Below are 26324 nucleotides of genomic sequence, written 5' to 3' on the forward strand. Positions count from 1 at the left end.
CGTGGAGTTGTCCGGCACGCAGGTGTTGGTCACCGGCGGCGGAATCACCGGGCAGTCGGTGCTCGCCGCACTCGCCCAGCTGGGCGCGACGGCGACGCTGTGCGACGACGACCCGGCGGTGGCAACCCTGGACACGTCGACCGCCGCCGAGCACATCACCGACTACGCCCTGGTGATCACCAGCCCAGGTTTCCGGCCGACGGCGCCGGTGCTGGCCGCGGCGGCGGCGGCCGGGGTGCCGATCTGGGGCGACGTGGAACTGGCCTGGCGGCTCGACGCGTCGGGCCACTACGGCCCGCCGCGTCGCTGGCTGGCCGTCACCGGCACCAACGGCAAGACCACGACCACGTCGATGCTGCACGCCATGCTGACCGCGGCGGGCCTGGACGCCCGGCTCTGCGGGAACATCGGCAACCCGGTGCTGGACGTGCTGCGCGAGCCCTCAAAGTCCTCGGCCCTGCTGGCCGTCGAACTGTCGAGCTTCCAGCTGCACTGGGCACCGTCGCTGCGCCCCGAGGCCGGTGTCGTGCTCAACATCGCCGAGGACCACCTCGACTGGCACGGCAGCATGGCCGACTACGCCGCCGCCAAGGCGCGGGTTCTGCACGGCCGAGTGGCGGTGGTCGGGCTGGACGACGCTCGCGCCGCGGCGCTGCTGGACACCGCGCCGGCCCCGGTGCGGGTCGGCTTCCGGCTCGGCGAACCCGCCGCCGGCGAGCTGGGCGTGCGCGACGGTCAGCTGGTCGACAGGGCCTTCGCCAACGACGTGGCTCTGGCCGCGGTCTCGTCGATACCGGTGCCCGGGCCGGTGGGGGTGCTCGATGCGCTGGGCGCGGCGGCGCTGGCCCGCAGCGTCGGTGTCGGCCCCGACGCGATCGGGCGGGCACTGGCGAACTTCCGGGTGGGACGGCACCGCGCCGAGCTGGTCGCCGTCGTCGACGGGATCAGCTACGTCGACGACTCGAAGGCCACCAACCCGCACGCCGCCGAGGCGTCCGTACTGGCCTACCCGCGGGTGGTGTGGATCGCCGGTGGCCTGCTCAAGGGCGCCTCGGTCGACGAAGCGGTGGTCAGGATCGCGTCGCGGCTGGTCGGGGCGGTGCTGATCGGCCGCGACCGGGGCAAGGTTGCCGAGGCGTTATCGCGACACGCGCCGGATGTCCCCGTCGTGGAGCTTGTGACAGGCGAGGATGCTGATATGCATGCGACTGCTGAGTCTCGTGTGACTCCTGTGACAAGAGTTGTTGCTCTGCCCGGCGAGCCGTCCGGCAGTCGCGTGATGGCCGCCGCCGTCGCCGCCGCCCGTGACCTGGCCGCGCCCGGCGACACCGTGCTGCTGGCCCCCGCTGGAGCATCCTTCGACCAGTTCAGCGGCTATGCCGACCGCGGCGACGCGTTCGCCGCCGCGGTGCGCGCCACGCCCCGGTAGGCGGTGGTGACCAACGCGCTGGCCCGGTTGCTGCACCGGGATCGCAAGGGTGGGGCAGCGGCCGAGGCGCTGGCCACCGCCGCAGCCGCGCCAAGGACCCGCTTCGGCACCTGGCTGGGCCGGCCGATGACGTCGTTTCATCTGATCATCGCGGTGGCCGCGCTGCTGACCACGCTCGGGCTGATAATGGTGCTCTCCGCCTCGGGCGTCCGCTCCTATGACGTCGACGGATCGGCCTGGCTGATTTTCGGGCGTCAGGTGCTGTGGACCGTGATCGGGCTGGTGGCCTGCTATCTGGCGCTGCGGGTGCCGGTGCGGTTGATGCGGCGCATGGCGTTTACCGGGTTCGCGATCACCATCGTGCTGTTGGTGCTTGTGCTCGTTCCTGGGATCGGCACGGTCGCCAACGGCTCCAGCAAGTGGTTCGTGGTGGCCGGCTTCTCGATGCAGCCGTCCGAGCTGACCAAGATCGCATTCGCCATCTGGGGGGCCCACCTGCTGGCGGCCCGGCGGATGGAGCGGGCCACGCTGCGGGAGATGCTGATCCCGCTGGTGCCGGCGGCGGTGATCGCGCTGGCACTGATCGTGGCCCAGCCCGACCTCGGCCAGACCGTATCGCTGGGCATCATCCTGCTGGCCCTGCTCTGGTACGCCGGTCTGCCGCTGCGGGTGTTCTGCAGCTCGCTGCTCGCGGTCGTCGTCTCCGCGGCGATCCTGGCGATGTCGGAGGGCTACCGGTCCGAGCGGGTGCGGTCCTGGCTGGATCCCGGGCAGGATCCGCAGGACTCCGGCTATCAGGCTCGGCAGGCGAAGTTTGCGCTGGCCAACGGCGGCATCTTCGGCCATGGTCTTGGCCAGGGCACCGCCAAGTGGAATTACCTGCCCAACGCCCACAACGACTTCATCTTCGCGATCATCGGCGAGGAACTCGGGTTCGTGGGTGCCTGCGGGCTGCTGGTCTTGTTCGGATTGTTCGCCTACACCGGGATGCGCATCGCGCGCCGCTCCGCCGACCCCTTCCTGCGGCTGCTGACCGCCACCACCACGATGTGGGTGCTCGGCCAGTCGTTCATCAACGTCGGCTACGTGATAGGCCTGCTGCCCGTCACCGGGATCCAGCTACCGCTGATCTCTGCGGGTGGAACATCAACGGCCACAACACTTCTCATGATCGGCATGATGGCCAACGCGGCGCGCCACGAACCCGAGGCGGTGGCCGCGCTGCGGGCCGGGCGCGACGACCGGATGAACCGGCTGCTCCGGCTGCCGTTGCCCGAGCCGTACTCGCCGACCCGGGTGGAGGCGCTGCGCGACCGCCTGCGTGCCCGCCCGCAGAACCCGCCGCCGGCTGCTCGGCCGGCCCGGGCCCGCACGGCCGACCGGCCCGCCCGGCGGTCTGGGGATACCGCGCGGGCGCGGGGGCGGCATGATGGAGGTGGCGACCGCAAGCGCGGCGCAGCCGGGCGCGGCGGGTCGCCGCATCACAACCGTGGCGAACGCCGGCGCGGCGCAGCCGGACGCGGCGGGTCGCCACCATGGCATGAACAGCGGCACGCACGCGGCAGACGTGCTCGCGCACTGGAAGGTCAACGTTACGGGTGAGGGACTCGGTCACAGAGCCGACCAGCGGGGTGAACAGCAACTCCCGGCCGGGCGGCACGTCGTTGTCGGTGGTGCTCGCCGGCGGCGGCACGGCCGGACACGTCGAGCCCGCGATGGCCGTCGCTGACGCGCTGGCGGCGCTGGACCCGCAGGTCCGCATCACCGCGCTGGGCACCCCGCGCGGCCTGGAGACCCGGCTGGTTCCCAAGCGGGGCTATCACCTCGAGCTGATCACCCCGGTTCCGTTGCCCCGCAAGCCGACTGGGGACCTGCTCCGGCTGCCGCCGAGGGTGTTGCGGGCGGTCCGGCAAGCCGGCGCCGTGCTCGACGGCGTCGCCGCCGACGTGGTGGTCGGGTTCGGCGGGTATGTGGCGCTGCCGGCTTACCTGGCCGCGCGCCGGCGTCGCGTCCCGGTGGTGATCCACGAGGCCAACGCCAGCGCGGGGCTGGCCAACCGGGTCGGGGCCCGCTCCGCGCACCGCGTGCTGTCCGCGGTGCCCGACTGCGGGCTGCCGCGCGCTGAGGTGGTCGGCGTGCCGGTCCGCTCGGCGATCACCTCGCTGGACCGCGCAGCGCTGCGCGCGGAGGCGCGCGCGCACTTCGGTTTCGCCGACGACGCCCGGGTGCTGCTGGTGTTCGGCGGCTCGCAGGGCGCGGCCTCGATCAACCGGGCCGTAGCCGCGGCCGCCGCCGACTTGGCCGCCGCCGGCGTGGCCGTGCTGCATGCCTACGGCGCCAAGAACACCCTCGACTTGCGCGCCCCGGCGCCCGGCGACCCGCCGTATGTGGCCGTGCCTTATCTCGACCGGATGGAACTGGCCTACGCCGCCGCCGATCTGGCGATCTGCCGGTCGGGGGCGATGACCGTGGCCGAGGTGTCGGCCGTCGGCCTGCCGGCCGTCTACGTGCCGCTGCCGATCGGCAACGGCGAGCAGCGGCTCAACGCGCTGCCCGTGGTCAACGCGGGCGGCGGCATGCTGGTCGCCGACGCCGAGCTGACGCCGGGTTTCGTGGCGGAGCAGGTCGCCGGGCTGCTCACCGACGCGCCGCGGCTGGCGGCGATGACGACGGCGGCGGCGCGGGTCGGGCACCGCGACGCGGCCGAGCAGGTCGCGCGCGTCGCGCTGGACGTGGCGTGCGCCGTGCGCCGGGGGCCGCGATGACCGCCGAGCCGCTGCCCCGCGAGCTGCAGCGGGTCCACATGGTCGGCATCGGGGGAGCGGGCATGTCGGGCATCGCCCGCATCCTGCTGGACCGCGGCGGGATGGTCTCGGGGTCGGACGCCAAGGAGTCGCGCGGGGTGCGCGCGCTGCGGGCGCGCGGCGCGGTGATCCGGATCGGCCACGACGCATCCTCGCTGGATCTGCTGCCGGGCGGCGCCACCGCGGTGATCACCACGCACGCCGCGATCCCGAAAACCAACCCGGAGCTCGTCGAGGCCCGTCGGCGTGGCATCCCGGTGGTGTTGCGCCCGGCGGTGCTGGCCAAGCTGATGGCCGGGCGCACCACGCTGATGGTGACCGGCACGCACGGCAAGACGACGACCACGTCGATGCTCATCGTCGCGTTGCAGCACTGCGGCAAAGACCCCTCGTTCGCAGTCGGCGGCGAGCTGGGGGAGGCCGGCACCAACGCCCACCACGGCAGCGGCGACTATTTCGTCGCCGAGGCCGACGAAAGCGACGGCTCGCTGCTGGAATACACCCCGAACGTCGCCGTGGTCACCAACATCGAATCGGACCACCTGGACTTCTTCGGCAGCACCGACGCCTACGCGGCGGTGTTCGACTCGTTCGTCGAACGGCTGGCCCCCGGCGGGGCACTGGTGGTCTGCACCGACGACCCCGGCGCGGCGGCGCTGGCCGAACGCACTGCGGCACTGGGCATTCGGGTGTTGCGCTACGGATCGTCGGGCGACCAGTTGGCCGGCAGGCTGCTGTCGTGGGAGCAGCAGGGCACCGGCGCGGTCGCGCAGATCGAGCTGGCCGGCGACACCCGCCCGCGGGTGATGCGGCTGTCGGTGCCCGGCCGGCACATGGCGCTCAACGCGCTGGGCGCGCTGCTGGCCGCCGTCGAGATCGGGGCTGCGCCCGACTGCGTGCTCGACGGGTTGGCCGGGTTCGAAGGGGTGCGCCGCCGATTCGAATTGATCGGCACCGCCGCGTCGGTGCGGGTGTTCGACGACTACGCGCATCACCCCACGGAGATCAGCGCGACGCTGGCCGCGGTCCGCACCCTGGTCGAGCAGAGCGGCAGCGGCCGGTCGGTGGCAGTGTTCCAGCCCCATTTATATTCGCGCACAAGGGATTTCGCGGCACAGTTCGGCCGGGCGCTCGACGCGGCCGACGAGGTCTTCGTGCTCGACGTCTATGCGGCACGCGAACAGCCGCTGGCCGGTGTCAGCGGCGCCAGCGTCGTCGAGCACGTCAGTGTGCCGGTGCACTACGTGCCCGACTTCTCCGCGGTCGCCGAGGCGGTGGCCGCGGCCGCCGGGCCGGGCGACGTCGTCGTCACCATGGGAGCCGGCGACGTGACCATGCTGGGGCCCGAGATTCTCACCGCGCTGCGGGTGCGGGCCAACCGCAGCACGCCGGGACGGCCGGGGATGTTGCTGTGACCGATCCGAACGATGCCCCCGCCGAGGTCGCGACCGAGCCGATCTTCGCCGCCGGCCCGCCGCTGGAGGGCGATCCGCCCGGGGAATTCGAGGGGCCTCGCCGGCGGGCCCGCCGGGAACGCGCCGAGCGCCGCGCGGCGCAGGCCCGCGCGCGGGCGATCGAGCAGGCTCGCCGCGAAGCCAAACGCCGGGCCCGCGGACACGGTGGCGAGTCGAAACCCGTTCCGCGAGGGGCGGTTCGGGGACTGAAGCTGGCGGTGGCGATCATCCTGGTGTCGCTGGTCACCGTCGGGCTGGGACTGATTCTGTATTTCACGCCGGTGATGTCGGCGCGCAGCATCGTGGTCACCGGGACCGGGGTGGTCACCCGCGAGGAGGTGCTCGACGCGGCGAAAGTCCGGCCGGGAACGCCGTTGCTGCAGATTGACACCGGCGCGGTCGCCGACCGGGTGGCGGCCATCCGCCGGGTGGCCAGTGCGCGGGTCCAGCGCCGGTACCCGTCGGCGCTGCGGATCACCATCGTCGAGCGAATCCCGGTGGTGGTCAAGGACTTTCCCGACGGCCCGCATCTTTACGACCGCGACGGCGTCGACTTCGCGACAGCGCCGCCACCGCCGGCGTTGCCCTACCTCGACGTCGACAATCCCGGACCGGGCGACCCGGCGACCAAGGCCGCCCTGGAGGTGCTGACCGCGCTGCGCCCGGAGGTGGCCGGACAGGTCGGCCGGGTCGCGGCGCCGTCGGTTTCGTCGATCACGCTGACTTTGACCGACGGCCGCGCGGTGGTCTGGGGGACCACCGACCGCACCGAGGAGAAGGCCGAGAAGCTGGCGGCGCTGCTGACCCAGCCCGGGCACACCTACGACGTGTCCAGCCCCGATCTGCCGACGGTCAAGTAGGCGCCGACCGGAAAAATTTGCGTGCCGCGCGTCGGCGCGCCTGCACCGATAGCGCGCGTCGTGCCCATACCGTTCTGTTTGCGCGGAACTACTTGACATAACTCTAACCCTTTACTTGAGGTTGAGGTTTGCCAGGCGGCTACGCGAGCAGGCCAAAGTCCCACAGGGAGGAAGACGGAATGATGACCCCCCCGCATAACTACCTGGCCGTCATCAAAGTCGTGGGTATCGGCGGAGGCGGCGTCAACGCCGTCAACCGGATGATCGAGCAGGGGCTCAAGGGCGTGGAGTTCATCGCCATCAACACCGACGCCCAGGCGCTGTTGATGAGCGATGCCGACGTCAAGCTCGACGTCGGGCGCGACTCCACCCGCGGCTTGGGCGCCGGCGCCGACCCCGAGGTGGGGCGCAAGGCCGCCGAGGACGCCAAGGACGAGATCGAAGAGTTGCTGCGCGGGGCCGACATGGTGTTCGTCACCGCCGGGGAAGGCGGCGGCACCGGAACCGGTGGGGCACCCGTCGTCGCCAGCATCGCCCGCAAGCTGGGCGCGCTGACCGTCGGCGTCGTGACCCGGCCGTTCTCCTTCGAGGGCAAGCGGCGTGGCCTTCAGGCCGAGACCGGCATCACCACGCTGCGGGAAAGCTGCGACACCCTGATCGTGATCCCCAACGACCGGCTGCTGCAGATGGGCGACGCCGCGGTGTCGTTGATGGACGCCTTCCGCAGCGCCGACGAGGTGCTGCTCAACGGCGTGCAGGGCATCACCGACCTGATCACCACGCCGGGTCTGATCAACGTCGACTTCGCCGACGTCAAAGGCATCATGTCCGGAGCCGGCACGGCGCTGATGGGCATCGGCTCCGCCCGCGGCGACGGCAGGGCGCTCAAGGCCGCCGAGATCGCGATCAACTCACCGCTGCTCGAGCAGTCGATGGAGGGCGCCCGCGGTGTGCTGATGTCGATCGCCGGCGGCAGCGACCTGGGCCTGTTCGAAATCAACGAGGCCGCCTCGCTCGTGCAGGACGCGGCCCACCAGGACGCCAACATCATCTTCGGCACGGTCATCGACGACTCGCTGGGCGACGAAGTCCGCGTGACGGTGATCGCGGCCGGCTTCGACGCCGCCGGGCCGGGCCGCAAGCCGATCGTCGGCGGCGGCCAGGCCCAAACCATCGCCCCCGGCAAGGCCGGCAAGGTGTCCTCGCCGCTCTTCGAGCCCGCCGACGCGGTCAGTGTGCCGCTGCAGACCAACGGCTCCACCTTGGACATCGGCGGGGAGGACGACGAGGACGTCGACGTGCCGCCGTTCATGCGGCGCTAACCCCTCGCCGCCGCACGGATACTGGGCACGTGAGCGTTCGCATCCGGCGGGTGACGACCACCCGGGCGGGCGGCGTCTCGGCGCCGCCGTACGACAGTTTCAACCTCGGCGACCACGTCGGCGACGACCCTGCCGCGGTGGCCTCCAACAGGGCCCGGCTGGGCGCGGCCATCGGGCACCCGCTGATTTGGATGAACCAGGTCCACGGCGACCGGGTCGAGGTCGTCGAGGGCCCGCGCGACACCGCCGTCGACGCGACCGATGCCCTGGTCACCGCCGAGGCCGGCTTGGCGCTGGCGGTGTTGAGCGCCGACTGCGTGCCGGTGCTGATGGCCGATGCGCGCGCCGGGGTGGTGGCCGCAGTGCATGCGGGTCGGGTCGGCGCGGCGGCCGGCGTGGTGGCCCGCGCCGTGGAGACAATGCTGGCGGTCGGCGCGCACACCGACGACATCTCCGCGCTGCTCGGCCCGGCGGTCAGCGGCCGCAACTACGAGGTGCCCGCCGCGATGGCCGACGAGGTGGAGGCGGCGCTGCCGGGAAGTCGCACCACCACGGCGGCCGGCACCCCGGGGTTGGACCTTCGCGCCGGAATCGTCTGCCAGCTCAAGGATTTGGGGGTGAGCGCGATCGACGTCGACCCGCGCTGCACGGTCGACGACACCAGCCTGTTCAGCCATCGCCGCGGCGCGCCGACCGGCCGGATGGCGTCGGTGGTGTGGATCGAATGACCGCCGTGCTGCGCAACCGGGAATCCGAATTGGCCGACGCCTTGAGCGCACTGCGGAGACGCCTCGCCGCGGCCGCCGAGGCGGCCGGCCGCAATGTCGACGAAATTGAACTTCTGCCGATTACCAAATTCTTTCCGGCAACCGATGTGGCTATTTTGTCGCGATTGGGATGCCCGGCGTTCGGCGAATCCCGGGAACAGGAAGCGTCGGCGAAGGTGCGACAACTCCAAGAGTTGCTGGGCCCCGCCTCGGCCGCGGTGCAGTGGCACATGGTGGGCCAGATCCAACGCAACAAGGCCCGGTCGCTGGCCACCTGGGCGCACACCGCCCACTCGGTCAGCAGCATCCGGGTGGTGACGGCGCTCGAACGCGCGGTGGGCGCGGCGCTGCAGGAAGGCCGACGCGAGCACTCGCTGCGGGTGTATGTCCAGCTCAGCCTCGACGGCGACGTGTCTCGCGGCGGCGTCGACGTCGACCAACCCGACGCCGTCGACGAAATCTGCGCCCGGGTCGAGACCGCCGAGGCCCTGGAATTGGTCGGGTTGATGGCCATCCCGCCGCTGGACTGGGATGCCGACGCCGCGTTCGCGCGGCTGCAATCCGAGCACCGCCGGGTCTTGCAATCGCACCCGAACGCGGTCGGATTGTCGGCCGGCATGTCAAACGACCTGGAAGCGGCTGTCAAACATGGTTCGACCTGTGTGCGTGTCGGTACCGCGTTAATGGGCCGCCGACCGTTACGGTCACCGTGAACTAGTCACTCCAGTCACATTCATCACAGACACCGAATCTTCAGCCGCCAAGAAGGGGTCCCGAGATGAGCACACTCCACAAGGTCAAGGCCTACTTCGGTATGGCGCCGATGGAGGACTACGACGACGAGTACTACGACGACGACCGCGCTCCCACCCAGCACGGCTACTCGCGCCGCCGGTTCAGCGACGACGGGTACGACCGCTACGAGGGGCGCGACTACGACGACCCGCGCGGCGAGCCCGCCGACTACCCGCCGGGCAGCTACCGCGGCGGTTATGCCGACGACCACCGATTCCGGTCCCGCGACTACGAGCGCACCGAGCTGGCCCGGCCGCGGTTCGGCGCGTTGCGGGGCTCGACGCGCGGCGCGCTGGCGATGGACCCGCGCCGGATGGCGATGCTGTTCGACGAGGGCAGCCCGCTGTCGAAAATCACCACGCTGCGGCCCAAGGACTACAGCGAAGCCCGCACCATCGGCGAGCGCTTCCGCGACGGCACCCCGGTGATCATGGACCTGGTGTCCATGGACAACGCCGACGCCAAGCGGCTGGTCGATTTCGCCGCCGGGCTGGCGTTCGCGCTGCGGGGGTCGTTCGACAAGGTCGCGACCAAGGTGTTTCTGCTCTCGCCCGCTGACGTCGACGTGACCCCGGAGGAACGCCGCCGGATCGCCGAAACCGGTTTCTACGCCTACCAGTAACCGGGCCCGCTACCCGTGGCCGGGTAGGCTGACACTCACCGCGCCGGCCGCCGTCGGCGCTGTCGTGAATGTCACATCCTCATCAGTAAGGTCGGGCTCTCGTTGGCGGTGTTCTTCAAAATCCTGGGCTTTGCGCTGTTCATCTTCTGGCTGCTGCTGATCGCCCGGGTAGTTATCGAGTTCATCCGGTCGTTCAGCCGCGATTGGCGGCCGCGGGGCGCCACCGTGGTGGTCCTGGAGCTCATCATGTCGCTCACCGATCCGCCGGTGAAGCTGCTGCGCCGGCTCATCCCGCAGCTAACCATCGGCGCCGTCCGCTTCGACCTGTCGATCATGGTGCTGCTGCTGGTGGCGTTCATCGGCATGCAATTGGCCTTCAGCGCCGCCGTCTGACCCGGCCCCGGCGGGTAAGACCGTTTGCGGCAGCGGCTTTTTGGATTCTTAAGGCATTGATTTCACGGCTCTTAAAGTTTGAAATTCGGTCTTAATTATCGGGCGCATCGGCAACCGGCGGGTCTGGTGTGACAGGATGGGCGGCAGTTGCAGTACGGCTACGACACTGTTCATGCCGATCTACACTTTCCAGATCGGTTTGACCGTCCAGACTCGAGGGGGCAAACAATGCCGCTTACACCAGCCGATGTCCACAATGTGGCCTTCAGCAAGCCGCCGATCGGCAAGCGCGGCTACAACGAAGACGAGGTCGACGCCTTCCTCGACCTGGTGGAAAACGAGCTGACCCGCCTCATCGAGGAGAACTCCGATCTGCGCCAGCGGGTCGCCGAGCTGGACCAGGAACTGGCCGCCGCCCGCGCCGGCGGCGGTGGCGCTGCCCAGCCCACCCAGGCGCTGCCGTTGTACGAACCCGAGCCGGAGCCCGAGCCGCGACCCACTCCCACCCCCGCGCCGGCGCAGCCCGCCGCGGCCGCCGCCGTCAGCGAGGACCAGGCCATGAAGGCCGCCCGAGTGCTCAGCCTTGCGCAAGACACCGCCGACCGGCTGACCAGCACCGCCAAGGCCGAGGCCGACAAACTGCTGGCGGACGCCCGCACCAACGCCGACCAGATCCTGTCCGAAGCCCGCCGCGAGGCAGAAACCACCGTGGCCGAGGCGCGCCAGCGGGCCGACGCGATGCTGGCCGACGCCCAGACCCGCTCGGAAGCCCAGCTGCGGCAGGCCCAGGAGAAGGCCGACGCGCTGCAGGCCGACGCCGAGCGCAAGCACTCCGAGATCATGGGCACCATCAACCAGCAGCGCACCGTGCTGGAGGGCCGGCTCGAGCAGTTGCGCACTTTCGAACGCGAATACCGCACCCGGCTCAAGACCTATCTGGAGTCGCAGCTCGAGGAACTCGGCCAGCGCGGCTCGGCAGCGCCCGTCGACTCTAGCGCCACCAACGACGCCGGTGGGTTCAACCAGTTCAATCGGGGTAATAACTAACAGATCGAAGGTGCCGGGCCCGACGGGCGGTAGCGTGCTTGGCAGTCTTTAGTGTCTTTGCCCCGTCGGCTGGAGGTTGAGCGATGCTGATTATCGCGCTGGTGCTAGCGGTGATAGGCCTTGCCGCTTTGGTATTCGCCGTTGTCACCAGCAACGAGTTGGTGGCGTGGGTGTGCATCGCCGCCAGCGTGCTCGGCGTGGTGCTGCTGATCATCGATGCGCTGCAGGAACGGCAGCGTCGCGAAACCAGCGCCCCCGCTAAGAAATCGGCAGACGCTCCCACGCCCGTACCCGACGAAGCGAGCGCCGACTACGACTACGCGGACTATCCCGAGGACGAGTCCGGTGAGGCGGGCGCCGCGTCAGCCGACGAAGAGACCGGGGTGCGGGCCGAGCACGACCGGGGCAGCGGCGCCGACGACCACTAGGTCGGGGTGGCGAGCAGTTCGCGAACCTCGTCGTCGGTGACCTGATGAAAGTCGACGAAAACCTGTCCCACGGCTTCGAAATCCGGCGGCATCGTCGCGCAGACGACGTCGTCGGCCTCCTGCGCCAGCTGCTGACACGCTGACGGCGGTCCGACCGGAACCGCGACGACGATCGCCTCGGGCTCCAACTCGCGCAGCGCCCGCACGGCGGCCAGCATGCTTGCGCCGGTCGCGATGCCGTCGTCGACCAGGATCACCGTCTTGCCGCGGGGGTCGGCGAGCGGCCGTCCGTCGCGGTACGCCTGCTCGCGTCGGCTCAGTTCGGTGCTCTCGCGATCGATCACCGCGCGTACCTGCTCGTCGCTGATGCGCAGGCTCGACACCACATTGTCGTTCATCACGACGACGCCGCCGCTGGCCAGCGCGCCCATCGCCAGCTCGGACCACTGCGGCACACCGAGCTTGCGGACCAGGAACACGTCCAGGGGGGCGTGCAGCGCCGACGCGACTTCCCAAGCGACGGGAACCCCGCCGCGGGCCAGCCCGAACACGAGCAGCTCGTCGGTGCCGCGATAGGACGTCAACTCCTCGGCCAGCACCCGGCCGGCTTCCCGGCGATCACTGAACGTGCGCCGGGATGGTCGCCGCAAAAAGCCGCTGGGTCGATTCATTCGTCGTATCCGCCGTTGTCACGCCGACCATACCAGCCTACGGCTCCCACCCGGCATCTGCACGAAACCGCGGCGTTTGAAGACAGCACATCGGGGCAATGCGAAGCGGCAAGACGGCCAGTGCAATTGGAGGACGAAGCGATGCTGTGGCTTGCCGTGCTGCTGGTGATCGTGGGAGCGGTGCTGGCGGCGATCGGCATCGTGCTCTTCACCAACGGTATCGGGGTGGCGCCGCACAACCGGACCGCCGAGGACCCCACCGGAGTCAAGCGCGCCGCGTCGCGGCTGCCGTGGCGAGATCTCTTCCAGGGCATGCCCAAGAGCATCGGGGTCATCACCGCGGAGAACGCGGGCCGCGGGGACAAACTGTCGGCGTGGGGGTCGCTCTGCGCGCTGCTGGCTCTAGTCGCCTGGTGCCTGGCGGTACTCGCGCTGATCACATGGCTGGTGTGAGCCGCTGTCCGAGGGTACTGGCAGCGTTGATAATTATTGTCGGCCAATCTGACACCACGGCGCAATGGCTGGCGGGAAGCGTCGATATGGAACGCGACGAGTACATCGAGCAGCTTGCCGAGTTGTTCGCGGTCGCTATTGACAATGCGCTGGCACCAGCTTCGGCGGGGCTGTCATGATCCAGCCGACTACGACCCGCCCCTCCGACAAGTCAAGGCGACGGCCAACCTAAGTCGTGCCGCCGGATGTGATCGCGGCTTCGCCGCTCAACACACTCCATCGGCTCGGGTGTGAATGCGAGCATTCGCATCGCTCGCCTCGGTCGTGTGTCCGAGGGGGGACTTGGCCATTTGCGACACGGGTCCTGACGTGGCGAATCGGTGCCTGATCGTCGTTCGTGCTGGGGTTGACCCACCTCTGATGTCGATCGGTCGGGCTAGGGGTCGAGTTGCGCGGGGGCGACTCGGCACCCGGCGGCTTGGGCTCCGGTGTGCAGGCGTCGGTCCCAAACGGCGACGATCAGGCCGGGGTCGCCGACTGCCAACGCGCTGGCCAGATGGACAGCGTCGGCTCCGCGCAAGGCATGGGCTCGGGCGAGGTGGCCGGCGTGCTGTTCAACCGTCGCCGCGAGTTCGACTGGGCGGGTGGCCGCCCAGAAGTCCTCCCAATCACGCTCGGCATCGGTGAGCTCGGATTCGGTCAGGTCGCGATTGCGAGCCGCTGCAGCGAGCGCGGCGCGGACTTCCGGATAGGCCAGGCGGCTGGACAATGCGGCATCGCAACCGTCCCATAGCGCGGACGCCAGCGAGCTCCCTGTCTCGGTGGTGAGAAGTTTGACGAAGGCGCTGGCGTCGAAGTACACAAGCGACACCGGTCAGCGCCGCTGGTCGCTGACATGGTCAGATACCGGCCGCCGCGGTCGGGGCCGGCGCCGACCCGCAGCGACGGGCCGCTGCGCGGCGGCCTTGCCAATCACGCCTTCAGCCGTGAGACGCGCCAAGGTGCCTGCGCTGTCCACCGCAGCGAGTCGCGCGACGGGTATCCCGCGGTCGGTGATGACGACCTCGTCACCAGCCCGAACTCGATCGAGCCAATCGCTGAGGTGCGCGCGCAACTCGGTCACGGATACCTCCACACCGTGAACCGTACACTCACAGAACACTGATTTGTACGTGTCACTCCTGAGTGCGGCAACGACGACCTGAGAGATTGACCTGCGCAGGCCGGAGGCGAGGTGGCGCACGCTGTCGAACTGTAGGTTAGAGCCTTGATAGCTCACCAAGCCCGACACCACAATTTCGCCCTTGGTGCGCCAGGGAACAGCTTGTGGCAGAACAAGATTGACTAACCTGACACTCTTCCGCCGCCACCCCAGCTTGATCGCGTGGGTCGGAAAACCATTACCGACCAAGTGGCTTCGAGGCCGCGGCCCAGCGTGTTGACGGATTCATAATCGGTGTACGTGGGCGTTGGCTGGCGTTGATGCGTTCAAACCTCCTTCTAGCTGCGTAGACAGGGCTTGTCGCGTTGGCTGGAGCGGGACGGGTCTACAAGTGCTGCGGTATCGGCTGCGGTATCGCGGGTCAAAGCGCTCGCTTCAGAGAAAGCGTCGGCATGGTCGACGGCCAGATGTGTCGAGTCACATTTAGTAAGCGACCCGGAAAGGGGCAGCTCGACGTGCCCGTCTTAACGCCACCGAAGCGGCTACTGTGCATCACTACGGGCGCTTTGCTGGCAGTTGGTGGTCTTCGCGGTGGTTCCCCGGTTGTCATTGCTCGGCATGAAGCCGACCGCGATGGCGTGGCCTTGGTGGCCATTGCGCCATTATCGAGCGCAATGTGAAAGACCGGCGACGGAACGGTTCGGACACGTCGCGTGGGGTGGCACGTCAGCTGCCGGTCTCTGTGATGATCGGCGGTCCCTGGTAGGGACGTTGCAGGACGGCGAACCCGGGAACAGTTGCGGCCGTGAGAACCGCGTCGAGCAGGCGCAGGCCGTCTTGCTCGCTCGGGATCCGGGTCAGTACGGGCCCGAAGAACCCGTGGCCGTCGACCACGACGATCGGGCTGCCGGCGCGGCCGCCCAGGGCATCCTGGCTGGCTTGGTGTAAGTGCCGGACCGCCTCGTCGAATGTGTTGTCGTCCAGGGCTTTGGACAGCAATCTGTCAAAACCGTTGTCGGCGAGGGTTTCGCTGATCATGCTGGGGGTGATTTCTTCTCGCCGCACATGGACACGGGTGCCTATCGCGTCGTAAAGCCGCGAGAATGCGTCGTGCCCGTGGCGATCAGCGACGGCGGCGAACAGACGTCCTAGCCGCCGTGATCGGTCGATCATCCGTTGCTGCTGAGCACCGACATCGTTGCCATCATTCAGAACCGCCAGGCTCATTTGTCGCAAGGTGACCGGCGTGTCGGTTGGGTGCGCGGCATCGAGAAGCCACCGCGAGGTTACCCAGGAAAAGGGGCATACCGGATCGAGGTAAAGGTCGACGTCAGCCACTGACTCCTCCTTCAACAACCCTGCCTGTAAACATTGGCAATGATACCAGGGGGGGTATTCGGAGGCCGGGTACCACGCCTGGCGGACGGCCAGGCTTGGCCGTCCCCACAGGAGCCCGTAGCAGGGCTGCGTCTGGGAACTATGCCTCACGGGTGTTGTATCCTTCAGGGAAGCTATACCCCGCCGGGTATTAAGGGGTCTTGATGTGGGATGCGGACTTCAGCCCTAAACGGGTGCGGTTGCACGCTTTCCCCGGGTTTTGGCAAACGTTTACCGGGGCTACCAACGTGGAACCGCTGAGCTACGCCGGCAATAGCGGCTTGTCCAGAGAAAGCCATTTACCACAGGCTCAACGAGCCACTCGATGCGGCGCGGTAGGGCATGCACAACGACTTGCTGAGCAGGACGAGGGTACGAGCGAAGGGAAACTCCAATTCTTAGCATCCTTAAACGCGGGTGGGTGCCACTGATCGTCGTGGCCGCCGTTGTTCTGGGTGGTCTTGGCGTCGAACGGCTTCGCGGCGTCTTTGGCTCCGACAAGATTTTCTCCGCGACTGGCAGCAGTGCTGAACCGCTGGTGCCTTCCCATCTCAAGCGGGTGACGTACGAGGTTTTCGGACCCCCCGACACTGCGGGCAGCGTGAGCTATTTGGATGAGAATACCCAGCCGCAGCAAGCCAACTTCACCAGTTTGCCTTGGACTTACGCGATTACGACGACGGTCCCGGCGGTGATTGCCAACATGGTGGCACAGGGTAATGGCGATGACATTGGATGTCGTATCACGGTAAACGGTGAGGTCGAAGATGAGCATTCCTCGGCCGGGCATCACGCCCAGGCCTTCTGCTTGGTGAAGGCAGCATGACTGGCGATAAAGACGCTCGCCCGTGGTTCATGCGCATGGTTCGCAGATTCGCGGTGCTGATACTCCTGGCCTGGCTTCTGCTGACCATCGCTGTCAATGTTCTGGTGCCACCGATTGAATCGGTGGCGCGGAATCACGCGGTCACGATGTCGCCGCAGGATGCGCCGGCCATGATCGCCGCCAAACGCATCGGTAAGAAGTTTCGAGAGTCCGATTCCGACAGCATCGCGATGGTCGTGCTGGAAAGCGACAAAGAACTTGGCGAGGCGGCGCACCGCTATTACGACGGCTTGGTGACAAAGCTGCAGGCCGACCCCAAGCATGTCCAGCATGTCCAAAACGTGTGGGGCGATCCGCTCACCGCCGCCGGTGTGCAGAGCCGCGATGGCAAAGCCGCCTATGTCCAACTCAATCTGGCTGGCAACCAGGGCAGCACCTTGGGAAACGAATCGGTCAAAGCAGTCGAGGAGATCGTTGATGATTCGGCCCCGCCTCACGGACTCAAGGCCTACGTCACCGGCCCGGCAGCACTGACAACAGACATGAACGATGCCGCCGACAAAAGCATGCTCAAGATGATGGGGGTGACGGGCCTAGTCATCACGATCATGCTTTTCATCACCTATCGCTCGATTAGCACCGTGCTTCTCGTTCTGGCCATGGTGGGTTTCGAGATGGGTACGGCCCGAGGGCTTGTCGCGGTTCTCGGCAACCACGACCTATTAGGGTTTTCGACGTTCGTCGTCGCCATGTTGTCGTCGCTGGCCATTGCGGCGGGAACCGACTACGCGATATTCCTCATCGGACGCTACCAAGAGGCACGTCAGGCCGGCCAAGACCGAGAAGCGGCCTGGTACACGATGTTTCGCGGCACCTTTCACATCATCTTGGGCTCGGGGCTAACGATCGCCGGTGCGTCGTTTTGTTTGCATTTCGCGCGACTGGCCTATTTCAAGGCGTTGGGCATTCCGTCGGCGCTGGGGCTGCTGGTCGTGGTCGCGGGGGCGCTGACGGTGGCGCCGGCCATTGTCGCCGTGGCCGGCCGATTCGGCCTGCTCGATCCGAAACGGGCCGTCAAAGTTCACGGCTGGCGGCGCATCGGCACCGCCGCCGTGCGCTGGCCTGCTCCGGTGCTTGCGGCTTCGTTGGCCATCGCGGTGGTCGGTATTCTCGTCATGCCGAGTATGAAAATCAGCTATGACGATCGCTTCTACATACCTCACAATATGCCGTCGAGCATCGGCTACGCGGCCGCGGAACGCCATTTCAGCCCTGCCACAATGAATCCCGACATCCTCATGGTTGAAGGTGATCACGACATGCGGAATCCCGGCGACATGATCATCTTGGACAAGATCGCGAAGGACGTCTTCCGTACCCCTGGTATCGCGATGGTGCAAAGCATTACTCGGCCGTTGGGCGGTCCGATCGAACACACGTCGATACCTTTCCAAGTCAGTGCACAATCGATTCCGATCCGAGAAAACCTGCAATTCATGAAAGACCGGGCCGCCGACATGCTCACCATGAGCGACGACCTTGCCGCCATGATCGGATCGATGGAGCGAATGTATGACCTGATGGGCCGGATGGCCGCCAGCACCCATCACATGCTCGGCGACATGAACGAGCTGAAGGCCACCGTCGACGCGCTAAGAGACCATCTGGCCGATTTCGACGACTTCGCACGGCCCGTCCATAGTTACGTTTACTGGGAACCGCATTGTTTCACCATCCCCGTCTGCTGGGCGGTGCGATCGATGTTCGACGCCCTCGACCAGTCCGACAAGTTCAGCGACAACATGAACGCGCTGCTTGCAGACGTCACCAACATTGATGCGGTGCTGCCGCAAATGCTGGCCCAGTTTCCCACCATCATCGCGGTGTCGAAGTCGATGCGCGCAACCCTGCTGACCATGCATAGCAGCTTCTCCGGGCTGATCACCCAGATGTCGCGCATGACCGACACCGCCAGCGCGATGGGCCGGGCCTTCGACGCGTCCAAGGACGGCGACTACTTTTACTTGCCGCCAGAAGCGTTCGACAATCCCGACTTCCAGCGCGGCCTGAAACTGTTTTTGTCACCCGACGGCAAGGCCGCGCGCTTCATCATCACCCACGACACGGACCCCGCCACCCCGCAAGGTATCTCCGCGGTCAAACCCGAACTCAAAGCCGCCCATCAAGCGGTGAAAGGAACCGCGCTGACCGACGCCAAGTTCTCCCTCGCCGGCACCGCCGCTGTGTACAACGATATCCAAACCGGCTCACAATATGACCTGCTGATCGTGGGACTGGCCGCGCTGACCCTGATCTTCGTGGTCATGGTGATCATCACCCGAGCGTTGGTCGCCTCGCTGGCGATTGTCGGCACGGTGCTGGTGTCGCTGGGCGCTGCCTTCGGGTTGTCCGTGCTGGTCTGGCAACACCTTTTCGGCTTGGACTTGAACTGGATCGCGCCGGTGTTCGGGTTGATTATCCTGTTGGCCGTCGGATCCGACTACAACCTGCTGCTGGTCTCGCGGTTCCAGGAGGAAATAGGGGCGGGATTAAAGACCGGCATTATCCGCTCCATGGGCAGCACCGGTGGAGTTGTCACCGCCGCGGGCCTGGTATTCGCCTTCACCATGATGTCGATGGTCGCCAGTGACGTGCGCTCCATCGGCCAGGCCGGCAGCACGATCGGTTTGGGCCTGCTGTTCGACACCCTCATCGTGCGCTCGCTGATGACGCCGTCGATCGCGGCGCTGCTCGGCCGCTGGTTCTGGTGGCCGCAACGAGTACGGGCCCGTCCGGCCAGTCAGATGCTTCGGCCCTTCGGCGCGCGTCGGCTGGTGCGTTCTCTTCTGCTGGGCGAACAAGCGGATGCGACAACCGACCGGATCCGCAAACCGTCTGGCTAAACCTCAAGGCCGATCACTGTCGGCGTGCGGATGAGATCCGTTGTTCTCGGGGTCAGTGCGCTGCGACGGATCTCTTCCGTGACGTAAGGGAGCCCACGACCCTCGTTGGCTGTGGTGCGTCGCGCCGGTTCGGCGTTGTGGGCGGGGCGGATGGCCGTCTCGATAGGATGTCTCATTGTGGTACAGGCGAGTAGCCGGGAGGGTGGGGCTATTGCGCATCCGACGCTTCGGTGAGCTTGAGGCGATCGTCATGGACCGCGTGTGGAATCGCGGGGCGGCCGCCACAGTACGTGACATCTTTGACGATTTGACTCACGATCGCGAGATCGCCTACACCACGGTGATGTCCACCATGGACAACCTGCACCGCAAGGGTTGGCTGCAGCGGGAACGCGTCGGCAAGGCTTTCCGCTACTGGCCGGCCATGTCGCGCGAGGAACACTCGGCGGTACTGATGCGCGACGCCTTCGACGCCGGCGGCGATTCCGAAGTGGTGCTGACATTCTTCATCAACCAGATGGACGAGAAGGACGCGATGCGGGTTCGAGCTGCGCTGCGCCGCATCATCGACGCTCCGGACAAACCATGAACGCCGCGGCCTTGTTACTGCTCTACGGGTCCGCATGGGCGTGGTCGGGGCAGCGGCTGCTGCGCCGGGTCACGGGAAGCGGTGTACATCCGCGCCTCGCGGTGACGGCTTGGCTGACGGCGGTGATCGGAGCGCTCGCCGCCTGGGTGTGCGCGCTCGCCGTTCTGCTCGACGCGGTGCTGGTGAGCATGTGGCGCCACTGGGCGCTGAGCCTGTGCATGAAGGTGCTGGGCTTCGCCGGTCATGTCGGGCTGCCGCGAGAGATCGGATCGGCGCTCGCCTTGACGTTGCTGGCGGCCGGGGTGGCCGCCACAACCGTCGTCAGCCGAAGCGTCCGTTACGCCTACCGGCGCCAGCGATCGCGCAGCCGCGAGCACGCTGCGAGCGTCCGGATGGTTGGTACGCCCGGTTACCAGCCCGGCGTGATGGTGGTGCAGGCCCGTCGCCCCGTTGCCTACTGCGTGGCAGGTCGGCCCGCCACGGTCGTGATCACCACCGCCGCTTTGGAACGGCTCGACAAACCGCAACTAGCCGCGGTCCTGGCGCACGAATCCGCGCACTTGACGGGCCGCCACCACCAACTGCTCATGGTGCTGCGGGCCATGGCCGCGGGTCTGCCGCTGCCGCTGTTTACGGCTGCCACGGACGCGGTGGCGGGCCTGCTGGAGATGTGCGCCGATGATGTCGCGGTGCGCCGGCACGGGGCGATGCCGTTGCTGCGCGGAATTCTGGCTCTGGCCGGACAGCCGACGATGGGCGCGGCTGCGCTCGGGGCCGCCGGTAGCGCAGTGCTGTGCCGTGCCACCCGGTTGACCGTTTCGGTGCCCCGCCGCATCCGGTGGCGCGACGGGTTGGTGCTCAGCGCCGTGACCGGTATGGCGCTGCTGACACCGCTGGCGGTCGGACTGGCCTGTCATTTTTGACGTCGTCGAGCAACCGCTCACTCAGGTTCGTTGGCGGTGAGCTGATTTTGTCGGTGTCGACGAATTAGCGAACGCCAACTTAGCCCGGTCGCGATGAGCACCGCCGCCGTAGCCAGCAGGGGCCACACGCCCAAGGTGTCGACCTGGTGCACCAGCCAGGCTTGCACAGTGCCGGCTGCTTGGATGATCGGGTCGTCGGCGTCGGCGTCGCTGAAATGCAACCGGATTTCGTAATACCCGTAGTACGTCACGTAAAGTCCGGTCAGCAGCACGATGACCCCCGCGATCCGGCCCACGTACGGCAGGACCCGGCGCAACAGCGCGCCGGCCGCCGAGCCGGCCAGCGCTACACCCAGCGCGGCGACCCCGACGGTGATGGTCATCCCGGTGGCGTAGGCGATGAAGGCCAGGATGCCGGAGAGCGCGGAACCTTGTTTGAACGTGGTGCCGATGACGGCGAGAAACGGTGCCACCGTGCATGATAGCGAAGCGATGCCATACCCCACGCCATAGCCATACATCGATCCGAGCCGCGCCGTCGGTGCTTTGCCCGCCAACTTGGGCATGATCGCATTGATGTCCTTGCCCGCCATCAGCCAAACGGCCATCCCCATCATCAGGACGCCGATGACTACGGTGGCAAATGGCAAATACCGTTGCGTCGACGCGATCACCGGCGAGATCACCAGGCCAAAGACCCCGAACACGGTCAGGAATCCGAGCGCCATCGTCGCCGTGGCCGCAGCCGCGCGAGCCAGTGCGGCCCCGCGCGCGCTGTCGTGATTGCCGGCGATCACCAAACCCAAATAACCTGGCAGGAAAGCAAACCCGCACGGATTGAGCGCCGCGACCAGTCCGGCGCCCAACGCGAAACCCAGTGCTGCGCCATCGATCATCGGGCAGCCAGTGCGCGGACCCGCTCGGTTAGCTGCGACTCGGGCATCGAATCCTTGACGACGTCGACGCTGCCCTTCGAGTCGACAAACGCATATGCCGGTTGATGTGTGACACCGAATCTGGCCCAGATCGTCCCGTCGGTATCGTCCAGTTGCGTGATCCCGCCGAGCCGGTAGGTGTCAACAAACGACCGCATATCGGACAGCTGGGCACGTGCGGCCACGCCGACGAATGTCACCGCCGCGTTTGCCGCTGCGACTTGCGCGACCGTCGGCGCATCGCGTTGGCATCGCGGGCACCAGGGTGCCCAAAACCACAACACCGATGGTCTGCCCGACAGACTCTCCCCGGAAAACGGTTGACCGTCAAGGGTTTTGGCCGAAAATTGCAGCTGAGTCGGCACTCGGGCGGTTTGGCCGTGCGCGGCCGGCGGGGTGGACGCAGCATTGTCCGATCGTTCAGACTCTGCGTTGGACGGTCCGCACGCGGCCAGTAGGATCGCGGCGGCTGCGAGCGAGGCGGTCAGACGGCGGGGCATGGCGATTCCTTTCCTGATGTGTGGAGCGGCGAGCGGCAACCGTTACTCTACTATCTACGTACGGAGATCGTAGATTGGGACGGACCCCCCGGTTCGCGCCCGCCGATGGTCGGGATGTCGCTGATGCCGCTGGGATCAAACGCCAGCGGATCCGACTCGCCTCAAACGCGGATTGACCGGCTCTTCGCCGGTAGTGGTCTATACCCCAGAGGGTATAGACTTGGGAACTGCATCATTTGGTCACTCGGTCTCATCGAGGAGCATCACATGGCACGAGTCGTCATTCTCGGCGCCGGCAATCGCCGGACACACCGCGGCCCTGCACCTGCGCCGCTGGCTACCCCGCGCACATGAAATCGTCGTGGTCTCGCCCAATCCTGATTGGAACTGGATCCCGTCGAACATTTGGGTCGGCGTCGGCCGGATGGACGCGACGAAGGTGATGATCCCGCTCAAGCCGATCTATGCGCGCACACGCATCCGGTTTCACCAGGGGTTCGCGACCGCGATCCGCCCGGAGGGCACCGCTGCGCAGTCGTCGCCGTCGGTGGACTTCACCTACACCGACGACGAGCGTCGCGGCCAGACCGCCAGCCTCACCTACGACTACCTGATCAACGCCACCGGCCCGCAGCTGAACTTCGCGGCCACGCCTGGCCTCGGACCCGACGGGCACTCCTACTCGGTGTGCACTGCCGAACACGCGGTCGAGGCGGCCCGGGCGCTCGATCAGGTGATCGCCAAATTGAAGGCGGGCGAGAAACAACGCCTGGTCATCGGCGTCGGACACGGCACCTGCACCTGCGAAGGTGCGGCGTTCGAGTACACCTTCAACGTCGAGCACGCCCTACGCAGTGCCGGCGTGCGCGAACTCGCCGAAATCTACTACCTCACCAACGAGTACGAGCTCGGCGACTTCGGTGTCGACGGCATGCAATTCGAAGAGCGGGGTTTCCTGCAGTCCAGCCGGATGTGGACCGAGTCACTGTTCCGCGAACGCGGCGTCAAAGCCATCACGCAGGCCGCCGTGCATGAGGTGATGGACGGCAAGTTGCGCTACGAGCAGCTCGACGGCAAGGAACGCGATCTGGACTTCGACTTCGCGATGCTGCTGCCGCCGTTTCGGGGTGCCAACCTCACTGCCTACGACAAAGGCGGCAACGACATCACGTCGGTGCTGTTCGCGCCGTCGGGCTTCCTCAAGGTCGATGCCGACTATTCGGGCAAGCCCTACGACGAGTGGGCGGCCGAAGACTGGCCGCATACCTACGAGTCGCCCGCCTACCCGAACATCTTCGGGCCGGGCATCGCGTTCGCCCCGCCGCACCCGATCTCCCGGCCGCGCAAGAGCGCCAACGGGACGGTCATCACGCCCAGCCCGCCACGCACCGGCATGCCGTCGGGCATCATGGCCAAAACGGTCGCAGAGACCATCCGCGACCGCATCAAAAACCCGCAGGCCTCAGCTCACCGCGCCTCGATGGCGACGATGGGCGCGGCGTGCGTCGCCTCGGCCGGTACCGGCTTACGTAACGGCTCGGCCGCCTCGATGACGATGTTCCCGGTGGTGCCCGACCCGGTGAAGTACCCGCAAACGGGCCGCGACATCGGCGGCACGTTCGGCGAACTCGGCCTGGCCGGGCACTGGATCAAACTGATGCTGCACCACATGTTCATCTATAAGGCCAAGGCCAAGCCGTTCTGGTGGCTGATCCCCGAATGAAAGGCGTCCCCATGGATGACGACACCGTCGATTCCGAGGCGAACCTCCGCACCGCCGAGAGCATCGCCTACGCCCCGCTACCCACCCCCGCCAAGCTGCGGATCCGCCAAAACCTGCTGGCCCAGTTCTGGCGTTTTGCCCGCATCAACCTCAAGATGATGCGCATCGCCTTGAGCGGACACAACTGATCCGTGACTGACAGCTGTCGCTGTGCCTGGACGTTTTTGCCTGCCGTATCGAAGATGGGTGCAGCGCCAAACTGTCGCGGCATTCAGCGCTACCCGCGCCGGTTAGGGTGACGCGTGGACGCCGAAACCTGGGATGCTCGCTACGGCGAGGGTGAACTGCTGTGGGGCGTGGAACCGAACACGTTTGTGGCGGCCGAAATGGCGGACGCCATGCCGGGCCGGGCTCTGGACCTCGCGTGCGGCGAGGGACGCAACGCGATCTGGCTGGCCAGCTGCGGGTGGCGGGTGACCGGCATCGACTTTTCGGCAGTGGGACTGCAACGGGCTGCACAACTGGCGAGTCGCGCCGGTGTCGCGGACCGGGTCAGTTTTCAGGTTGTAGACGTGGTGACCGATCCGCTGCCGCCCGGACCGTTCGATGCGGTCATCGTCGCCTATCTGCACCTCACTGAGGAAGCCCGTCGGCTGTGCTACGCAAGGCGGCCGCGGCGGTTGCCCCGGGCGGCACATTGCTGGTGGTTGGGCACGACACCACTAACCTCACCGAGGGAACCGGTGGGCCGCAAGACCCTGCCGTGTTGTTCTCTCCGGCGGACGTGCTCGCCGACCTTGCCGATCGACGAGGGCTTGCGGTGGACAAGGCCGAACGGGGTCCGCCGGTCCGTTGCCGGCGCCGACGCAGACGCAGACGCGATCGATGCGCTGGTCCGTCTGCTGCGCGAGCCACCACATGCGGGAACTCCTTGATATATGGCTAAGAAGCGCACGCACTACGAGTTAGCGTCCCGACTACACAACGTGACTGGCTGTACGCGACCGACATCCGCCCTGCGAAGACGACCTGGTTCTAAATCGAGACTCGCACTCCGCTGTCACACCAACGCTGCGGATCGGTCAAGGTAGGTTACGTAGCCTGCGGAGAACGTCCTCTGGGGGCTCGCGGGACCCGGGTGTGTCTTCGAGGGCAGCACGCAGTCCGATGAGCGCCTGCACCAGCGACGGGCACCGGGCGCAGCCGCGTATGTGCTCTTCGACCTGGCGCCTGCGGCCGTCATCGAGCCGACCGTCGACGTAGTCCAATGCGTCGGCGCGCGCAGCGCGGCACTGCGGCGATGGGCGCCGCGCACTTACCTCGGCTCCGCTCAACTGGCGAATGAGTCGGATGCGCCCACGCTGTAGGCGCTTGTGAACGGCTGCGGTCGTGAGTCCGCACACTTCCCCGATGCGGCTTGCGGTCCATTCTTCGCCATCGTGAAGCGCCAGAACCATGCGCTCAAGGTCAGGCAGCTGTGACAATGCCGCGCGCAGCTTCGCTATGTCAGCCGCGCGGGCCAGCACGGTGTCGACGTCGTCGACCTCGAAGTCCATCAGTGATGCTAGGGTGTCGACGTCCAGCGGCGTCACCGCGACCCGCGACGGCCGGCACAGGTCGATCGCCCGGTTGATTAGGATGCGATGCAGCCATGTCGTGACGGTGGCGTCGGCCCGGAACTGGACTCTTGAACGCCACGCCCGCTCGAGGGTGTCCTGGACAAGATCGTCAGGATCGGTTTCCGAGCAGGCGACGCGGTATGCCAGCCGTCTCAGGCGAGGGATCGCCGCGGCGACGGCGTCGCGGAACGCGAGGTCCTCCACGATAGGTTATTGTTCCACTGCTGGTCGGTCGGCCGTGATCGCTTTTCGCGGTATACGGCCGACGACGGCCGATGCTTACGCGGCGCGCGCCTTGGCGCCGTCGCCGCGCAGACCTACGCCCAAAAGCGCGCCGAATAGGCACACGTTGAAAGTCCCGGCAGCCAGCGGGACGACCCCCACCACGGCCATAACGATCCCAGCGGTGCCCCCGACGAAAAGCAAGCCGACGAGGATCAGCGCCACCGCGGCACCAATCCGCAGCAGCCGCCCGGCTGTACCGCGCATGAATCGGGCAAATCGCATGATCTTCTCCAATTCGAAAATGAGCTGGTGTTGTCAATCATTAGACGGACAACGGCCACCACCGTGGACATCACCGCCATCTAGATGAGTGATTCCTATCCCGGTCAGTGGTCGTAGGCGATCAGTGATCGTTTGGTGGGGGTGTTGATTTTCCAGTTGTGCCAGATCACGGCGGCCAGTGCGAGTAAGCGTTGAGCGATGCGGGCGAAGACACA

Annotated in this window: 27 protein-coding genes and 3 pseudogenes; 21 read left to right on the forward strand and 9 right to left on the reverse strand. The window is 67.1% G+C overall.

The window, feature by feature from the left end; genetic code table 11:
* The first annotated feature begins 1 nt into the window (after position 1).
* The 12 genes from murD to AWC14_RS01695 all read left to right on the forward strand — a co-directional run bounded on the left by murD (position 2) and on the right by AWC14_RS01695 (position 11921).
* Complete coding sequence (murD, locus tag AWC14_RS01640) at positions 2-1429, forward strand: UDP-N-acetylmuramoyl-L-alanine--D-glutamate ligase (protein WP_045385595.1); 1428 nt, start codon at positions 2-4, stop codon at positions 1427-1429.
* 27 nt (positions 1430-1456) lie between these two features.
* Positions 1457-3031 (forward strand): putative lipid II flippase FtsW, encoded by a 1575-nt coding sequence (gene ftsW, locus AWC14_RS01645; protein ID WP_235216072.1) that lies wholly within the window; start codon positions 1457-1459, stop codon positions 3029-3031.
* Positions 3028-4194: an undecaprenyldiphospho-muramoylpentapeptide beta-N-acetylglucosaminyltransferase gene (gene murG / locus AWC14_RS01650; RefSeq protein WP_045385592.1), complete on the forward strand. Its 1167-nt coding sequence runs from the start codon at positions 3028-3030 to the stop codon at positions 4192-4194. The genes ftsW and murG overlap by 4 nt, the downstream gene beginning before the upstream one ends.
* Positions 4191-5648, forward strand: a complete 1458-nt coding sequence (gene murC / locus AWC14_RS01655; protein ID WP_045385608.1) for a UDP-N-acetylmuramate--L-alanine ligase — start codon at positions 4191-4193, stop codon at positions 5646-5648. Before murG ends, murC begins: the two co-directional genes overlap by 4 nt.
* On the forward strand, positions 5645-6547 hold the full coding sequence (locus tag AWC14_RS01660) for a cell division protein FtsQ/DivIB (RefSeq protein WP_045385589.1): 903 nt from the start codon (positions 5645-5647) through the stop codon (positions 6545-6547). The genes murC and AWC14_RS01660 overlap by 4 nt, the downstream gene beginning before the upstream one ends.
* Positions 6548-6729: 182 nt before the next feature.
* The gene (gene ftsZ / locus AWC14_RS01665) at positions 6730-7869 is read left to right on the forward strand and encodes a cell division protein FtsZ (RefSeq protein WP_045385605.1); all 1140 of its coding nucleotides are present in this window, start codon (positions 6730-6732) and stop codon (positions 7867-7869) included.
* A 29-nt stretch (positions 7870-7898) separates the two neighbouring features.
* Positions 7899-8597 carry a peptidoglycan editing factor PgeF gene (gene pgeF / locus AWC14_RS01670; RefSeq protein ID WP_045385587.1) on the forward strand — a complete coding sequence of 233 codons (699 nt, stop codon included), beginning with the start codon at positions 7899-7901 and terminating at the stop codon, positions 8595-8597.
* Positions 8594-9349 carry a YggS family pyridoxal phosphate-dependent enzyme gene (locus tag AWC14_RS01675; protein ID WP_045385584.1) on the forward strand — a complete coding sequence of 252 codons (756 nt, stop codon included), beginning with the start codon at positions 8594-8596 and terminating at the stop codon, positions 9347-9349. Before pgeF ends, AWC14_RS01675 begins: the two co-directional genes overlap by 4 nt.
* A 65-nt stretch (positions 9350-9414) precedes the next feature.
* Positions 9415-10053 carry a cell division protein SepF gene (locus AWC14_RS01680; RefSeq protein ID WP_045385581.1) on the forward strand — a complete coding sequence of 213 codons (639 nt, stop codon included), beginning with the start codon at positions 9415-9417 and terminating at the stop codon, positions 10051-10053.
* 102 nt (positions 10054-10155) lie between these two features.
* A complete protein-coding gene (locus tag AWC14_RS01685) occupies positions 10156-10446 on the forward strand; it encodes a YggT family protein (protein ID WP_045385578.1) in 291 nt (96 codons plus the stop codon).
* 228 nt (positions 10447-10674) lie between these two features.
* Positions 10675-11493: a DivIVA-like cell division protein Wag31 gene (gene wag31 / locus AWC14_RS01690; RefSeq protein ID WP_045385575.1), complete on the forward strand. Its 819-nt coding sequence runs from the start codon at positions 10675-10677 to the stop codon at positions 11491-11493.
* 83 nt (positions 11494-11576) lie between these two features.
* The gene (locus tag AWC14_RS01695) at positions 11577-11921 is read left to right on the forward strand and encodes a hypothetical protein (protein WP_045385573.1); all 345 of its coding nucleotides are present in this window, start codon (positions 11577-11579) and stop codon (positions 11919-11921) included.
* On the opposite strand, the pseudogene AWC14_RS01700 reads toward AWC14_RS01695, so the two are convergent.
* Positions 11918-12610 (reverse strand): annotated as a pseudogene (locus tag AWC14_RS01700) (phosphoribosyltransferase); the annotation flags it as partial. The gene AWC14_RS01695 and the pseudogene AWC14_RS01700 overlap by 4 nt on opposite strands.
* Before the next feature lie 123 nt (positions 12611-12733).
* Here AWC14_RS01700 and AWC14_RS01705 point away from each other — a divergent pair.
* Both AWC14_RS01705 and AWC14_RS27880 read left to right on the forward strand, forming a co-directional pair.
* The gene (locus AWC14_RS01705; protein WP_142281508.1) at positions 12734-13045 is read left to right on the forward strand and encodes a hypothetical protein; all 312 of its coding nucleotides are present in this window, start codon (positions 12734-12736) and stop codon (positions 13043-13045) included.
* Positions 13033-13224 carry a hypothetical protein gene (locus tag AWC14_RS27880; protein WP_142281509.1) on the forward strand — a complete coding sequence of 64 codons (192 nt, stop codon included), beginning with the start codon at positions 13033-13035 and terminating at the stop codon, positions 13222-13224. The genes AWC14_RS01705 and AWC14_RS27880 overlap by 13 nt, the downstream gene beginning before the upstream one ends.
* A gap of 257 nt (positions 13225-13481) precedes the next feature.
* On the opposite strand, the gene AWC14_RS01710 is transcribed toward AWC14_RS27880, so the two are convergent.
* The 3 genes and pseudogenes from AWC14_RS01710 to AWC14_RS01720 all read right to left on the reverse strand — a co-directional run bounded on the left by AWC14_RS01710 (position 13482) and on the right by AWC14_RS01720 (position 15545).
* On the reverse strand, positions 13482-13916 hold the full coding sequence (locus AWC14_RS01710) for a type II toxin-antitoxin system VapC family toxin (RefSeq protein WP_045383018.1): 435 nt from the start codon (positions 13914-13916) through the stop codon (positions 13482-13484).
* A gap of 3 nt (positions 13917-13919) precedes the next feature.
* Positions 13920-14289 (reverse strand): annotated as a pseudogene (locus tag AWC14_RS01715) (type II toxin-antitoxin system Phd/YefM family antitoxin); the annotation flags it as partial.
* Positions 14290-14933: 644 nt separating this feature from the next.
* A complete protein-coding gene (locus AWC14_RS01720; protein WP_045383021.1) occupies positions 14934-15545 on the reverse strand; it encodes a mycothiol-dependent nitroreductase Rv2466c family protein in 612 nt (203 codons plus the stop codon).
* Between the two features lie 433 nt (positions 15546-15978).
* Here AWC14_RS01720 and AWC14_RS01725 point away from each other — a divergent pair, with 433 nt between their 5' ends.
* The 4 genes from AWC14_RS01725 to AWC14_RS01740 all read left to right on the forward strand — a co-directional run bounded on the left by AWC14_RS01725 (position 15979) and on the right by AWC14_RS01740 (position 20825).
* The gene (locus tag AWC14_RS01725) at positions 15979-16410 is read left to right on the forward strand and encodes an MmpS family transport accessory protein (RefSeq protein ID WP_045383023.1); all 432 of its coding nucleotides are present in this window, start codon (positions 15979-15981) and stop codon (positions 16408-16410) included.
* A gap of 29 nt (positions 16411-16439) precedes the next feature.
* The gene (locus AWC14_RS01730; protein WP_272947989.1) at positions 16440-19313 is read left to right on the forward strand and encodes an MMPL/RND family transporter; all 2874 of its coding nucleotides are present in this window, start codon (positions 16440-16442) and stop codon (positions 19311-19313) included.
* Between the two features lie 211 nt (positions 19314-19524).
* Positions 19525-19902, forward strand: coding sequence for a BlaI/MecI/CopY family transcriptional regulator (locus AWC14_RS01735; RefSeq protein ID WP_045383035.1), 378 nt, complete (start codon positions 19525-19527; stop codon positions 19900-19902).
* Complete coding sequence (locus AWC14_RS01740) at positions 19899-20825, forward strand: M56 family metallopeptidase (protein WP_045383027.1); 927 nt, start codon at positions 19899-19901, stop codon at positions 20823-20825. Before AWC14_RS01735 ends, AWC14_RS01740 begins: the two co-directional genes overlap by 4 nt.
* Before the next feature lie 17 nt (positions 20826-20842).
* Here AWC14_RS01740 and AWC14_RS01745 read toward each other — a convergent pair whose 3' ends face one another.
* Both AWC14_RS01745 and AWC14_RS01750 read right to left on the reverse strand, forming a co-directional pair.
* Positions 20843-21721 (reverse strand): cytochrome c biogenesis CcdA family protein, encoded by an 879-nt coding sequence (locus AWC14_RS01745; RefSeq protein ID WP_045383029.1) that lies wholly within the window; start codon positions 21719-21721, stop codon positions 20843-20845.
* Complete coding sequence (locus AWC14_RS01750; protein WP_045383031.1) at positions 21718-22260, reverse strand: redoxin domain-containing protein; 543 nt, start codon at positions 22258-22260, stop codon at positions 21718-21720. Before AWC14_RS01750 ends, AWC14_RS01745 begins: the two co-directional genes overlap by 4 nt.
* 193 nt (positions 22261-22453) lie before the next feature.
* On the opposite strand from AWC14_RS01750, the gene AWC14_RS01755 reads away from it, so the two are divergent.
* From AWC14_RS01755 to AWC14_RS01765, 3 genes are all read left to right on the forward strand, one after another.
* On the forward strand, positions 22454-23983 hold the full coding sequence (locus AWC14_RS01755) for an NAD(P)/FAD-dependent oxidoreductase (RefSeq protein WP_272947986.1): 1530 nt from the start codon (positions 22454-22456) through the stop codon (positions 23981-23983).
* 11 nt (positions 23984-23994) lie between these two features.
* Positions 23995-24171, forward strand: coding sequence for a hypothetical protein (locus AWC14_RS01760; protein WP_235216006.1), 177 nt, complete (start codon positions 23995-23997; stop codon positions 24169-24171).
* A gap of 114 nt (positions 24172-24285) precedes the next feature.
* Complete coding sequence (locus tag AWC14_RS01765; protein WP_200885681.1) at positions 24286-24918, forward strand: SAM-dependent methyltransferase; 633 nt, start codon at positions 24286-24288, stop codon at positions 24916-24918.
* Positions 24919-25065: 147 nt separating this feature from the next.
* Here AWC14_RS01765 and AWC14_RS01770 read toward each other — a convergent pair whose 3' ends face one another.
* The 3 genes and pseudogenes from AWC14_RS01770 to AWC14_RS27885 form a co-directional block, all read right to left on the reverse strand.
* On the reverse strand, positions 25066-25806 hold the full coding sequence (locus AWC14_RS01770; protein ID WP_052425666.1) for a sigma-70 family RNA polymerase sigma factor: 741 nt from the start codon (positions 25804-25806) through the stop codon (positions 25066-25068).
* Positions 25807-25881: 75 nt separating this feature from the next.
* On the reverse strand, positions 25882-26109 hold the full coding sequence (locus AWC14_RS01775; RefSeq protein WP_045383039.1) for a YgaP family membrane protein: 228 nt from the start codon (positions 26107-26109) through the stop codon (positions 25882-25884).
* A gap of 104 nt (positions 26110-26213) precedes the next feature.
* A pseudogene (locus AWC14_RS27885) lies at positions 26214-26324 on the reverse strand (IS982 family transposase); the annotation flags it as partial.

The sequence above is a fragment of the Mycobacterium kyorinense genome (genome assembly GCF_002101735.1).
GTDB classification, from domain to species: domain Bacteria; phylum Actinomycetota; class Actinomycetes; order Mycobacteriales; family Mycobacteriaceae; genus Mycobacterium; species Mycobacterium kyorinense.